This is a genomic window from Nonomuraea rubra, from assembly GCF_014207985.1.
Lineage (GTDB): Bacteria > Actinomycetota > Actinomycetes > Streptosporangiales > Streptosporangiaceae > Nonomuraea > Nonomuraea rubra.
On the sequence record NZ_JACHMI010000001.1, the window covers coordinates 1,042,731 to 1,056,234 of the forward strand.

Here is a 13,504-nt window from a genome sequence, read left to right on the forward strand (position 1 = left end):
GACATGGAACATCGCAGCCAGGCCGAGTCGGCGCTGGGCGGGGCGGCGTACGGCATGCTGTTCGTGCTCGGGGTCGTCATGGCCGTCGTGGGCGGCTTCACGCATCCCACGTTGCAGGTGGGGGCGATCCCGGTGTCGGCGATCGTCTGGGTGCTGGCGCTGTTCGGGGTGTGCCTGGGGGCGGGCAGGCTGATGCGCGCCAGGCTGGGGGCGATGGTGACGGCGCTCGGCTGGCTGCTGGTGACCATGCCGTTCACGCTGGAGCTGGGGATGGGGGACCTGGTGATCGCGTCGGGTCCGCCCGGGTACGTCTACCTGTACGGGGGATTGGTGGGCCTCGTCGGGGCCTATCTGCTTTCGCCCACGTCGGGAGGGGGATCATGGCTCTTGCGGGGGTACCCCTCCGAAAAACCAGACGTAGAGGCATAAAGTAGCTAGGTGCATTCCATCGAGCGGCACGTGGACCCGGGAGCGTATCGGAAGGTCGTCGGCCGCTTCGCCACCGGAGTCGCGATCGTGACGACCAGGCTGGGCGACGTCGATCACGCGATGACGATCAACTCCTTCACCTCCGTCTCCCTCGATCCCCTGCTCGTGCTGTTCTGCGCAGAGAAGGTGGCGCGTTTCCACGACGCCGTGATGGAGTCCGGGGTGTGGGGCGTGTCGGTCCTGCCGGCGTCCATGGAGGACGCCTCGCGCTTCTTCGCCCATCGGGGCAGGCCGCTGAACGGGCAGCTGCGCAGCTGGCCGCACCATCGGGGGGAGTCGGGGGTGGCGCTGTTCGACGGGGCCATCGCCACGGTGGAGTGCGCGACCACGGCGGTGCACGACGGCGGCGACCACTCGATCGTGGTGGGCGAGGTGACGGCGCTGGGCACGCCGTCGGACGGGGCGCCGCTCCTCTACCACGAGGGCCGCTACAAGTCCCTGTGAACCGAGCCGGGCCAGGCACGTGGCCTGGCCCGGACAGGGTGTCGCGGCCCTACTGGGCGGCGGGAGCGCTGACCGACTCCGACGGCGAGGCCGTCGCGGTGTCGGTGGGAACACTCGTGTCGGTCGGGACGCTGGTGTCGGTCGGTGTCGGGTCCGCGGGCACCTCGGTCGGCGGCGGACAGGTCGGAATCTCGGTGGGGGTCTCGGTGGGGGTCTCGGTGGGGGTCAGGGTCTCCGTGGGGCTGACCGTGGGAGACACGGTGTCCGTCGGAGGGGTGACGGTCGGGGTTTCGGACACGGTCGGCGTCGGGGTCTCCGAAACGGTCGGGGTCTCCGAGACGGTCGGGGTCTCCGAGACGGTCGGGGTCTCCGAAACGGTGGGCGTCACGGTCCCCGTCGGGGTGACGGTGACGGTGGGTTCCTCCGAGGGTGGAAGGGTGTCCGTCGGCTCGACGTACGGCTGACAGGTGAACGTCTCCGTGACCGTCGGCCCCGGCTCGGTGACGGTGACCGTGGGACCTGGTTCGGTCACCGTGACCGTCTCGCGGACGGTGACGGTCGGCAGGGGCGCCATGCTGACACCGGCCTGCCCTCGCTTCTTGTACGTGCCCCGGCCCAGCCGGGTGGTGGCGCTACCTTCGCCCCCGACGACCGTGAGGTCCACACTCGCGGTCTTACACGCTCTCCTCTTGCACACTCGCTGATCGACGTTGAAGAACGCCGCCCCTTCGTAGGTGACCGAGACGTTCAGATAGGAGACGCCTCGCCTCTTGACCACCCGCGTCTCCGCGGTGTACTCCCCCTCAGTAGGGGGGCTGGTGGTCTCGGTCGGGGTCGGCGACGTCGTGGGGGGCGGCGACGTCGATGGGTCGCCGGCTAACGCCACCTGCGCGTTGAGAGGAGTGTCAGTGAATCGTAGGGAATCGGTCGCTGACGTCTGGGTGATCGCGACTCCGCCGGCTCCTGCCAGTGCGACGGTGCCGAGCAGCGCGCCCAGGATGGAGAATCTCATAATCCTGCTCTTGTGGGAGATTTCAGGACGGGGATCATTATTCCGACTTGTCAAGATTGGTCAAGGCTCTGACGCATGAACAGGCGCTTGCGGTTCCGGCGCGCGGTGAATTACGTGAATCTCTCCACACCGCTCGGCCTGCTGATCGCGATCGTGGGCGGCGCGTCCAGGCTGCCCGGCCCCGACGGCCTCATCCTGGCCTTCGGCTACCGCTACCGCTTCCCCGTCGCCGGGGCGTTCACGGTCGGGAACGTGGTCCTGACCAGGAGAGACGCGCTGGACGAGCGGCTTGTCCTGCACGAGGGGCGGCACGCCACGCAGTGGGCCTGGTGCCTCGGGCTGCCGATGTTGCCGCTCTATCTGCTGGCCATGCTCGGCTCGGTGATCGTCTGCGGCCATCAGGCTTCGTACAACGTCTTCGAACGCCTGGCCGGTCTGGACGACGGCGGATATCCGCACAAGCACCTGTGGTGGCGGCGAACCAGGAGCTCCTGATTGACACGGTCTGTAAGGGGCGCCACCCCTGCGCGAGGGGCGGCGCCCGGCGTCAGGGGCTCAGTCTCAGCGTGTGAACCGCGGCCTTCTTCACCGATTCCGGCTTGGACCGCATCGGCAGCAGGTCGCCCCGCGCCCACGCCTCGGCCTGGTCCCAGTAGTTGCCGTGGAAGGCGTGCCCGGAGGCGCCCGTCAGGTTGATCCACCGGGACTTGTCCAGGTCCGACAGGTCGACGACCATCCGCATCGACGGCACGGCCGTGATCTCGTAGCCGCTCTGAACGTTCCAACCCGTGGCGTTCACCGCGTCCTTGCCCCCGCCCATCGGCAGCGGACCCCGGTTGAACAGGGCCTCCACCGGCGCGATGCCCGAGGTGCCGAGCGACCCGTGGACCAGTTCGAGGCGGTGCAGGTCGCCCCAGCGCCACGCCTTGACGTCCTCGCCGAGCCGGTCGGCGAGCTCCTGGTGCGCCGAGGCCAGGGCCTGGCGGAGGATGTCGTCGCGGGTCTCGGTGAGGTTCTTGGTGGCGGTGTCGTCCCAGAACGGGTCCTCCGGGGCCTCCAGGAGCCGCCTGACGACCTCGTACCAGCGGTCCCCTCCCGTGGGGCGGGCCGACTCCGGCAGGTCGTCGTCGAACGTCAGCGTGAGCACGTGGCGCCAGACGGCGTTGAAGTACGCGGCGGCGGCCGAGTCCTGGCCCTGCTCGCCGTCCCACCCGTCGAGCAGGGCCCTGGCCCGGACGGACGGGCCCGCCAGGTCCACCCGCATCAGGGCGGGGACGAGCGTCTCCGCGAAGCCGTTGGAGGTGTCCTGCTGGATCTCGGACATGGTGGCCGCGTCGATCGGGCCCTTCTTGATGGCCTCCTTGATCAGGGTGCGGATGCGTTCCGAGCGGTAGCCGTACGACCAGTCCTTGGTGAGCAGCGGCTTGTAGCGCTCGGGGTCGATGACGGCGTTGTTGGCGGTGACGATGAAGCCGTCGGCCGGGTCCTCCACCGAGGGGAGCTGGTCGTAGGGGATGGGGGCGGGGTTCCAGTCGTACGCGCCGGTCCAGCCGGGGACGGGCCAGGTGCCGTCGCCGTTCGCGCGTACGGGGATGCGGCCGGGCGCCTGGTAGCCGATCTTGCCGGAGGTGTCGGCGTAGACGAGGTTCTGCGACGGCACGTCGAACAGGGACGCAGCCGCCTTGAACTCCTGCCAGTCGGCGGCCTTGTTCAGCGCGAAGATCGCGTCAGCCGTCCTGCCGGGCGTCAGCGCCGTCCACTGCAGCGCCACCGCGTTGGCCTCGCCGCTCGGCTTGGCGGTGGGGATGACCTCGTTGATCAGCGGGCCGTGCCGGGTGCTTTTGACGGTGATCGTGACGGTCTTGCCCCCCGCCACCTTGATCTTCTCCTCGCGGGACTCCACCGGCAGCCGGGAGCCCTTGTACAGGTACGTGTCGCCGTCCACCTGCTCCAGGAAGAGGTCCGCCACGTCGGGGCCGAGGTTCGTGAAGCCCCACGCGATCTTGTCGGTGTGCCCGATGATCACGCCGGGCACGCCGGAGAACGTGAACCCGGTCACGTCGTACGGGCACGCCTCGGTGATCTTCCGGCAGTGCAGCCCCGCCTGGTACCAGACGGAAGGTAACTGTGCCGACAGGTGCGGGTCGTTGGCCAGCAGCGGCTTGCCGCTGGTGGTGTACTCGCCGGAGATCACCCACGAGTTCGACCCGACGCCGGAGCGGTCGGCGGTCCTCATCGTGCCCGGCACGTCCGCCAGCGTGCCGGCGGCGTCGGCCAGGGCGCGGTTGCCGCGCAGCCGCGGCTCGGCCTGCTGGTCGAAGCGGCCCTGGAGGACGGTGCCCTCGTTGACGATCGGCAGGTGCCGGTCGTACGGGTAGCCGGGGTAGAGCTGCTCGACCCGCTCCCTGGGCAGCCTGGTCAGCGCCAGGGCGCGGTCGATCTCGTCCTCGACGTTGGAGCGCAGGTCCCACGCCATCGCCTTCAGCCAGGCCACGGAGTCGACCGGCGTCCACTTCTCCGGCGTGCCGCCGCCGCCCTGGAGCTTCAGGACGGAGTACTCGACGCTGCGGTCGGAGGCGTTCGGGTTGGCGCTGAGCCAGGCGTTGACCCCCTTGGCGTACGCGTCGAGGTAGCCGCGCGTCTCCTGGGCCAGCTCCGGCACCTCCTGCTCGGCCACCCTGCGCCAGCCCATGGTGCGCAGGGCCTTGTCGTTGTCGAGGGTGGAGGCGCCGAAGAGCTCCGAGAGGCGCCCGGCGGTCAGGTGGCGGCGGAAGTCCATCTCGAAGAAGCGGTCCTGGGCGTGGACGAAGCCCTGGGCCATGAACAGGTCCGCGGCGCTATCGGCATAAATGTGGGGGATCCCCGACTTATCCCGATAAATCTCTACGTTGCTGGTCAGACCCGGGAGCCGGAGCGACCCGTCCACCTGCGGGAACGACTTGCGTACCGTGTAGACGACGACCCCCGCCAGCACCAGAACCAGCGCGAGAAGAACGGTCAACACCCGAGCGAACCACCGCAATGGCCGCGGCATCCACGCAAAGGGTCTCACCGCCACCTCCTTCATGCCGAACTGGCATCAAGTCTGGCAGTTCTTGATCACTCCTCCGGACGCTTCACACCGTCCAGGTCTGCCCCTCCGGGGTGTCGGAGACGCGTACCCCGAGCTCGGCCAGCTCGTCGCGCAGGCGGTCCGAGCCGGCCCAGTCCTTCGACGCGCGCGCCCGCTCCCGCGCCTCCAGCAGCTCGGCGGCCCCGGGCGGCAGCACCCCGGGCTTGCCGATGTCGGTGGACAGGTCGAGCCCCAGCACCTGGTCCAGATGCAGGAACGTCTCGAACTTCGCCCCCGGCGCCACCGACTCGTCCCGCTCCAGCTCCCGCAGGACCCGCAGCGCCGCCGGGGTGTCGAGATCGTCGTCGAAGGCCGACTCGGCCCGGTCCGCGTACTCGCGCGACAGGGGCGCGCTGACCGACTCGGCCCACTCGGCCACCCGCGAGCGCCACCTGCGCACCGTGCGGTCGGCGGCCTTCAGCGTGTCCCACGTGAGGTTCAGCTGCTGGCGGTAGCGGTGCTCCAGGAACGCCATGCGTACGGCCAGCGGGTCGAGCCCGGCCGACACCACGTCCGACAGCAGCACCACGTTGCCCGTGGACTTGGCCATCTTCTGCCCGTCGAACAGCAGGTGCTCCCCGTGCACCCAGTGATCGACCACCTCGTGGCCGGTCGCCGAGTTCGACTGCGCCCGCTCGTCCTCGTGGTGCGGGAAGCGCAGGTCGATCCCGGCGGTGTGGATCTCGAAGCGCGGCCCGAGAAAGCGCAGCGACATGGCCGAGCACTCCACGTGCCAGCCGGGAAAGCCCCGCCCCCACGGCGTCTCCCAGGTCAGCTCGCCCTCGCCTGGCTTCCACAGGGCCCAGTCGGCGTGGAACCGCTTGCGGGGATCGACGGTGTCGATGCGGTGGGCGGGCTTGAGCGCGTCGAGCCGGTTGCCGGAGATCTCGCCGTAGGAGGCGAACGTCCGTACGTCGAAGAACACCGACCCGTCGGGCACGGCGTAGGCGTGCCCGCGCTCGATCAGCTTGGCGATCAGCTCGACCATCAGGTCGACGTTCTCGCTGGCCCTGGGCAGGTGCTCGGGCGGCCGGAGGTTGAGCGCGGCCGTGTCGGCCACGAACGCCTCCTCGTAGTGGCGCGCCAGCTCCAGCGGCGAGCGGCCCTCGGCCCGCGCCTGCGCCAGGACCTTGTCCTCGCCCTCGTCGGCGGCGTCGTCGGCGAGATGGCCGACGTCGGTGATGTTCTGACAGGCCACGACCCGCACCCGCCGCCGCTCCAGGACCCGTCTGATCAGGTCGGACAGCAGGTACGTGCGCAGGTTGCCCACGTGCGCGTGGCGGTAGACCGTGGGCCCGCACGTGTACATCCGCACCGCGCGCCCGGCGGCGATCTCCTCGACCTGCCTGGCACGCGTGTCGTAGATCCGCAACATCTCCCGAGCTTAGCCCGGCGTCATCCGCCCAGGAAACCGAGTATGTCCCGGTCACCGCGCTCGCGCAGCCTGCCCAGGACCTCCTCGCGGGTGGCCGTGTCGGGCAGCCCGATCCTGGCCCCGATCAGCCGCAGGCCCTCCATCTCCGAGCTGACCGGCGCGGTGTAGCCGAACAGGTAGAGCGCCCGGTTGATGGGCGGCATGTTGACGGGCGCGGCCGGCAGGTAGCGGGTCAGCAGCTCGCCGCCGTCGGACACGGTCAGGAAGACGTGGTCGCCCTCCTGCGCCTTGTACTCCGCCAGCACGTTGCGGATCGAGCCCATCGTGGGCTGGTTGTGCCAGCTGATCACCACGTCCCCGGACGGCGCGGACGCTGTGAGCTGCCCGCCCGGCGCCATCCCCAGGTACGCCGCGAACCCCGTCGGCAGCGGCGACCCGGAGCCGCGCAGGTGCTCGGCGTTGACGTCCACGCGGTGCCACCAGCGGCCGTCGCGGGAGCGGAAGCTGCGCCGCGTCTCCGAGACGTCCTTGCGCGGCTGGTACGGCTCCGCCTCGCCGCCAGGGGCGGAGCCCGCCACCCTGATCCAGCCCCGCTGCGTGCGCTCGAACCCGGGCCCGCCCGAGTACGCGCGCACCGAGCTCTCGCTCACGTCGTAGCGGGAGGTCAGGTTCGCCACGATCGTGCTCACCGAGGCCTCGCCGCCGGCCCGCTCGATCTCCCTGGCGATCATCTCCCTGATCCCCAGGTACTCGTCGCCGCCCCACCTGGTCAGCCCGTACTTGTTGCGGTCGACCCGGCGGAAGCGCTCGTCGGCGGTGAGCTGGTTGCGGATGCCGACCAGGCTGTAGTCCTCGCCGATGCGCTCCTGGATCTCCTCGGGGGACAGCGGCGCGCCGGCCACCGCCAGCACCGCCTCGGCCTTCTCGTTGATGCTGCGCGGCCACGGCACCACGTGCTGGCCCAGCACGCGCAGCTGTGGCACGGCCAGGATCCACCGCTCGGCGACGTCCTCGCGCACGCCGAGCTGGGACACCATGGACACGGCCTCGCCGAGCGGGTGCGGCCCGTCGGCGAAGAGCTGGCGCGTCTTCTCCCTCAGCTCGTCGGACCCGCCCGCCACCAGCCAGCCGTCGGCCTGCTCGTAGCCGGTCAGCAGCGTACGCACGAACCGCCACGCCGGGATCCCCAGCGTGCGCAGCTCGGTGCGGTGCCACGGCACGGTGGCCTGGAGGTCGTCGGCCGGCGCCGCGGAGCCCAGCCGGCCGCGCAGCCAGGTCACGTGCGCGACCAGGGCGGCCGCCTCCGGCCTCCCCAGCCAGGACTCCACGTGGTCGCGCAGGTCGCGCTCGATCTGCCTGATGCGCTCCCGCGTCACCGAGAACCGCTGTGCCAGCTCGTCCAGGGTGGCCCGCTGCGTGGCGTACAGGCGGTCGCGGGCGATGGCCCGCTGCCGGTCGTCCAGCGCGCCGAACAGCTCGTCGATCAGCTCGGGCAGCGGCCTGTCCGGCCTGTCCGGCCTGGACGGCGCGGGCACGGCCTCGGGGGCGGGCTCCAGCAGCCGCTCGAACACGCCGCTGAACAGCTTCTGCACCACGTCCTTGCCCAGCGTCTCCGGCGTGCGCTCGGCCTCGGCGGGGTCGGAGAAGCGCAGCAGCGGCAGGATGTCGCCGAGCATGAGGTGCCCCCAGCAGGCCACGGCCAGGTCGGCCAGGTGGCCCGCGACGGTCTGCGTGCCGACGATGGCGCACGCGCGGTCGAGGGGTATCGCCTGCCACCAGGCCTCGGGCAGCTGGGGCTCCTCCACGATCGGCGCGATCTGACCAGGGGAGGTCCAGCGCAGGGGTGGCGCGAGGTCGCTCAGGCTGAGGTTCATTGAGGTCCAACCGGCAAAGGGAAGATATCCGCAGTTCAGACTATGTGATCAGAGGGGTAAAAAAGGGCTGCCTCTTCCGGAATGGGAGATATAGAGCATCGAACGCGCCCGGGTGCAGGCGACGAACAGTATGCTCCGTTCGCGTTGCAGGGCACGAGCCCGCGCGTACGGCTCCTCCGGCGGCGGCGCGGGCACCACGCCCTCCGCCACCCCGATGAGCGCCACCCGCTCGAACTCCAGCCCCTTCAACTGCTGGAAGGTCGACGCCCGCACGTCCAGGCCGGTCAGCGCGCGCTTGGCGGCGCGCACGAACCGCTGGTCGCGGGCCCCGACGGCGATCTCGCGGGCGGGCACGCCGTCCGCCAGCCACGCGTCTATGGTGCCGCGCAACCCGGCCAGCTCCGCCTCCTGCGAGTCGTACGCCCTGACGACCGGCCGCTCGCCGTGCCTGTCCGCGCTGAAGGCCGACAGGTCGGTCACCCCCTTGACCAGGCCGGGCGAGGGGCTGCCGCCGCGCAGCCGTACGGCGAAGGTGAGCAGCTCCTGCGGCAGCCGGTGGGAGCGGTCGAGCGCGTGCTGGTCGGCGGGGATGCCGACCGCGCCGAGCGCCACCTTCGTGTCGGTGACGCGCTGGTGCGGATCGCCGACGACGAACAGGTCGTCCCGCGCCCGCGGCACGGCCGCCCTCAGCAGCCGCCACTGCGCCGGGCTGATGTCCTGTGCCTCGTCCACAACCATGTGACGGTACGGCTTGCGCCCCGGATCCACATCGTCGAGCAGATCACCTGTCGTGATCGACAGCAACCTGAGCGCGTCCTCGGTGAGCTGGGCCAGGGAGCGCGCACCCGGGCCCACCAGGGGCGGGCGGCGGCCCTCCGCGCCGGCCACGATGCGGACGGCCAGGCGTTCGGCGTTGTCCACCTCGACCCGCTTGCGCACCACCTCGTCCTCGATCAGCAGGTCCAGCTTGGCCGACAGCTCGTCGGCCAGGCTCTGCGAGAACGTCACCAGCAGCACGGGCCCCGCCCCGCGCGCCGCCAGGTGCGCCGCCCGGTGCAGCGCGACCACCGTCTTGCCGGTGCCCGCGCCGCCCACGACCAGCACCGGGTGCTCGAACCTGGCCGCCCTGGCCAGCCGGTGCTGCGGCGGGTACAGGAACGTGCACCAGCCCGGCGCCTCCAGCACCCGGTCCAGCGCGACCTTGTCGGAGACGAACGCCGCCCGGTCAGGGCTGCGCCGCAGCGCCGCGTACAGGTCCTCGGGGTCGATCGGGCCGGGCTCCTGCTCGGTGGCGCGCCAGGCGTTCAGCTCCTTCCACGCCTCCGACAGCGAGCCGCCCCTGGCCAGCACCGCCAGCGGGACGTACTGGGTGGGCGGCAGCAGCGGCTCCAGCGCGGCCACGTCGGCCTCGGTGGTGATCAGGCGGAACAGCGGCAGCGCCTCCAGGTCCAGGCCCAGCCCGAGCAGGTCGCCGTCGCAGATCGGCGCGAACAGCCGCGCGGACCTGGCGGACCTGCGTAACGCGGGCTCCACCCGCTCCAGCGCCTCGGCGTCCCACTCCTCCACGACGCCGATCGCCGGGTTGACGCCGTAGCGGTGGCGGCGGGCGTACGACCAGGCCTCGGGGTCGGGCAGCAGCGTACGCAGCCAGTACACGTCCCGCTGCCGCACCACCACCCCGCGATGGCCCTCGGCCAGCCGGAGGGTCGCCACCCGCGGGTCCCTGGCGCCCCTGACCCGCTCGGGGTGCGGGGCGCCCGCCACGTTCAGCAGGAACCGGCGCAGCGCGACCACGGCGTCCCTGCGCACCGGCTGGGCCAGTGCGCTGAGCTCCCTGGGAAACTCAGGGCCGATCGCGAGCCGCGGCACCCGGCTCAGTCCAGGAGCTCGAGCAGGTCGCGATCCCCGCGTTCGCGGAGCCTGTTGAGCAGGTCGGGCAGGGCGACGGGGCCCGTCATGCCGATCCTGGTGGCGATCACCCTGGCCGCCTGGTCGCGGGTGCCTCCCGGAGCCGTGTACCCCACCAGGCGCAGCGCCTTGGTGATCTTCTCGGCGCCCTGGGCGGCGACCGGCAGGTGCCTGGCCCGCAGCACCCCCTCGTCCGACAGCGTCAGGAACAGGTGGCCGCCCTCCCGGGCGCCCACGTCCACCAGCAGCCGCTCGATGCTCTGGAGTATCGGCTTGCCGTGCCAGACCATGGCCAGCTCGCCCGCGGCACTCCTGACCGTCCTGCTCTCGCCCGGCGACAGCCCCAGGTACGACGCGAACCCCGTCGGCAGCACGCACTCGCCGCCCGCCAGCTGCTCGGCCGTGACGTCGATGCGCAACCACCAGCGGCCGTCGGGCTGCCTGAAGCAGCGCCGCGTCTGGGAGACGTCCTTCAGCGGCTGGTACGGCTTGTCCTGCTCGCCGTTGGCCTCCTGCGACGGCTGGACGGCCGGGGTGAACGCCTGGAACTGCGGCGGCCCCGGCGGCGTCAGCCCGACCGGGCCGAACGCCGACGGCACCAGCTCCACCGGCGGTTGCGGCTGCTGCTGGTACGGCTTGCGCTGCGGCAGCGGCGGCGGCGGGAGCTCCGGCGGCTCCGGCTGCGGCAGGCTCGGTTGCGGCTGTCCCGGCGGCGGTCCCGACTGCGGCTGGGCCGGCGGCGGCGGTGGTCCCAGCGTGGCCAGCACGAACTGCCATGCTGGGACCTCCAGGGCCTGGATCTCCACGCTGTGCCAGTCGGCCGCGCCGATGAGCTGCTCCTTGGGGGCGGCCGGGCCCAGGGTCCTGGTCAGCTCGTCCAGGTGCGCCCGGTACGGGGCCGCCTCGTCGCTGGACAGCCAGCGGTCCAGGCGGGTGCGCAGCTCGTCCTCGGTGGCGGAGATCTCGGCCGGGGGGACGGCGAACAGCTTGGCCAGCTGGTCCACGGCCGAGGGCTCGTCGGTGAAGACCCGGTTCTGGGCCACCGCCCAGCTCTTGTCGTCGAGACCGGCGAACGCGGCCTCGATGAGCTCGGGCAACGCGCGCTCCGGCGCGTCGTCGTGTCCGGCCCCGTGTTCGGCATCGTGTCCGGCGTCGGGCGCCTGCTCGGCGGCGGGCTCGTGTTCGGCGGCCTCGTGGCCGGAGTCGAGTTCCGGCTCGTGCGCCGCCTCGGCCTGGAGCGCCTCGGCCTCCTGGACGGCCGGCTCGGGGGCGGGCTCGTCGGCGGCGTCCAGCACCGGCTCGGGCTCCGGCTCGCGGGCCTCGTCGGTCGCCGGCTCCGCGTCGGCGTCCAGGACGGGCCCGGCCTCCTCCGGCTCCTCCTCGTCCAGAGTGGCACTCTCGAAATGCGCCGCGGCCTCGCGCGGCTCGCCGTGGCCGGCGTCGAGAGCGTCCCCGGCGTAGGCGTCCCCGGCGGGAACGTCCTCGGCGGCGCGTTCGGCGAGGGGCTCGTCCTCGGCAGCGGGTTCGTCCCCTGAGGCGGGCGCAGCGCCGGGCTCGTCCTCCGCGACGGGCTCAGACCCGGCGTCAAGCACGGGCTCGGCGGCAGGCTCGAACGTGGCACCAGGTTCGAACGCGGCGCCAGGCTCGTGCGCGGCGGCAGGCTCGTGCGCGTGCTCGGCGGCTGATTCGGGCCCGGGCTCGGCGGGGTAAGGCTCCTCGGCGGCCGGCTGGGCGGGCTCCTCGGTGGCCTCCGGCGCGGCATCGCGCTCCTCGACGCCCTCAGCGGCGTGCTGAGCGGCGACCGGCTCGGAGACCTCCTCCTCACCCACCTCCACGCGCTCCGGCGCCGCAGCGGCCGACTCAGCCTCGTCGGCGACATACGCGTGCTCGGCCACGGCCCCCGCCTCGTGCCCCACGGGCTCGTGCCCCACGGGCTCGTGCGCGGCTTGGTCGCCGTGCGGGTGCGCGAGCCGCACCAGGACGGCCGAGAAGAGCGTGTTCAGCACCGGCCGAGCCTGGATGAACGGCTGGTCCACCAGCTCCCGGCTGGTCAGCGCGAGCAGCCCGGCCCACGATCCGGCGCGGTCGAGCGCGATCGCGACGGCGGGTTCGTCGGCCTCGTCCGGGTCCAGGACGTGCAGCGCCGGCAGGACGTCGCCCACCGCCGCCGCGGGCCAGTGCTCAAGGGCGATCTCCGTCAGCAGCTCGCCCAGTGACTCGGGGCCGATCGCCGCCAGGACGAGCGGCATGGGCAAACTGCGCCACCACGCATCCGGCAGGTCCGGCTGCCCGGTGAGTAGCGTGATCGTCGACGAGTCGCTCCACCTCAACGGTGGTACGAGGTCGCTCAGGCAGAAGTTCATCCCGTTCCGTTCACCAGCCCCTCACGCCGCCGCAGCGGTGCAGCCATAATCTCGCCGCCCACGGAACAGACCATAGTCCGGCAAATCAGCCCTACGCATCATGCTCGACGCATCAACGCCGAACAGCGGCAAAGCGTAGACGCACGTAGTCGGCCATCCAGCCACTCTCCCTGCGAAGCGCGGGCGCGGCCAGCTCGTTCACGCGCCGGAGCAGGGGCTCCACGATGTCGGGGGGAAGCCCTTCGAGCACCGGGGCGGCGAACATGCGCACCCAGTCGGCGGCCCCGCCGGGGCACTCGTCCAGAGGAGTCGGCCGGTCGAAGTACTCGAGCAACCTGACCACGAACCCCTCCTGCTCGAGGCGGCGGGCGTACTCGGCAGGCGTGGGAAAGTACCACGGCAGCTCGGGCTCGCGCAGGCCGTACTCGCGCCAGGCGGTCAGCATCGCGGTGGTCAGCTCGGCGCAGTTGCCCGCGCCGCCCATCTCCGCGACGAAGCGCCCGCCAGGCACGAGGGCCTCGCGGACGCTGGCGATCACGGCGCCGGGGTCACGGCTCATCCAGTGCAGCGCGGCGTTGGAGAACACCGCGTCGTACGGATCCACGATCGTGAAGTCGTGCCCGTCGCCGATGATGAAGTTCATGCCCGGATACTGGGCGAGCGCTTTCTCGATCATCGCGGCGGAGCCGTCGATCCCGAGGACCTCGGCTCCCCTGAACGCGATCTGCGCGGTCAGCACCCCGGTGCCGCACCCGAGGTCGAGCACGCGCTCGCCGGGCCGCGGGTCCAGCAGGTCGACCAGTGGCGCGCCCTGCGTGGAGACGTAGCCGAAGCTGCTGTCGTAGGCGCGACTGTTCCACCGCTCCAAGCTCGGTGTGTCGTATCGCAAGACGATCAGCTCACATTCGATCAGACATCGGGCCCCCG

The 13,504-nt window shown here is 71.7% G+C and carries 10 protein-coding genes; 3 read left to right on the top strand and 7 right to left on the bottom strand.

Going from position 1 to position 13,504, the window contains the following annotated elements; genetic code table 11:
- Window positions 1-3 precede the first annotated feature (3 nt).
- Window positions 4-429: a DUF6113 family protein gene (locus HD593_RS04805; protein WP_185100907.1), complete on the top strand. Its 426-nt coding sequence runs from the start codon at window positions 4-6 to the stop codon at window positions 427-429.
- A gap of 9 nt (window positions 430-438) precedes the next feature.
- The gene (locus HD593_RS04810; RefSeq protein WP_312903353.1) at window positions 439-933 is read left to right on the top strand and encodes a flavin reductase family protein; all 495 of its coding nucleotides are present in this window, start codon (window positions 439-441) and stop codon (window positions 931-933) included.
- 49 nt (window positions 934-982) lie between these two features.
- Here the strand turns inward: HD593_RS04810 and HD593_RS04815 are convergent, their stop codons facing one another.
- Window positions 983-1,711, bottom strand: a complete 729-nt coding sequence (locus HD593_RS04815; RefSeq protein ID WP_185100908.1) for a hypothetical protein — start codon at window positions 1,709-1,711, stop codon at window positions 983-985.
- 348 nt (window positions 1,712-2,059) lie between these two features.
- Between HD593_RS04815 and HD593_RS04820 the strand changes: the two genes are divergently transcribed.
- Window positions 2,060-2,440 carry a hypothetical protein gene (locus HD593_RS04820; protein ID WP_312903354.1) on the top strand — a complete coding sequence of 127 codons (381 nt, stop codon included), beginning with the start codon at window positions 2,060-2,062 and terminating at the stop codon, window positions 2,438-2,440.
- Between the two features lie 52 nt (window positions 2,441-2,492).
- Here HD593_RS04820 and HD593_RS04825 read toward each other — a convergent pair whose 3' ends face one another.
- From HD593_RS04825 to HD593_RS04850, 6 genes are all read right to left on the bottom strand, one after another.
- A complete protein-coding gene (locus HD593_RS04825) occupies window positions 2,493-4,979 on the bottom strand; it encodes a penicillin acylase family protein (RefSeq protein WP_246547589.1) in 2,487 nt (828 codons plus the stop codon).
- An 82-nt stretch (window positions 4,980-5,061) separates the two neighbouring features.
- Window positions 5,062-6,432, bottom strand: a complete 1,371-nt coding sequence (gene cysS, locus HD593_RS04830) for a cysteine--tRNA ligase (protein ID WP_185100911.1) — start codon at window positions 6,430-6,432, stop codon at window positions 5,062-5,064.
- A gap of 20 nt (window positions 6,433-6,452) precedes the next feature.
- Window positions 6,453-8,306, bottom strand: coding sequence for a sigma factor-like helix-turn-helix DNA-binding protein (locus tag HD593_RS04835; RefSeq protein WP_185100912.1), 1,854 nt, complete (start codon window positions 8,304-8,306; stop codon window positions 6,453-6,455).
- Window positions 8,307-8,354: 48 nt separating this feature from the next.
- A complete protein-coding gene (locus HD593_RS04840) occupies window positions 8,355-10,175 on the bottom strand; it encodes a UvrD-helicase domain-containing protein (RefSeq protein WP_185100913.1) in 1,821 nt (606 codons plus the stop codon).
- A 5-nt stretch (window positions 10,176-10,180) separates the two neighbouring features.
- Window positions 10,181-12,463: a hypothetical protein gene (locus HD593_RS04845; protein ID WP_185100914.1), complete on the bottom strand. Its 2,283-nt coding sequence runs from the start codon at window positions 12,461-12,463 to the stop codon at window positions 10,181-10,183.
- Between the two features lie 226 nt (window positions 12,464-12,689).
- Window positions 12,690-13,466, bottom strand: coding sequence for a class I SAM-dependent methyltransferase (locus HD593_RS04850; RefSeq protein ID WP_185100915.1), 777 nt, complete (start codon window positions 13,464-13,466; stop codon window positions 12,690-12,692).
- Window positions 13,467-13,504: the final 38 nt, after the last annotated feature.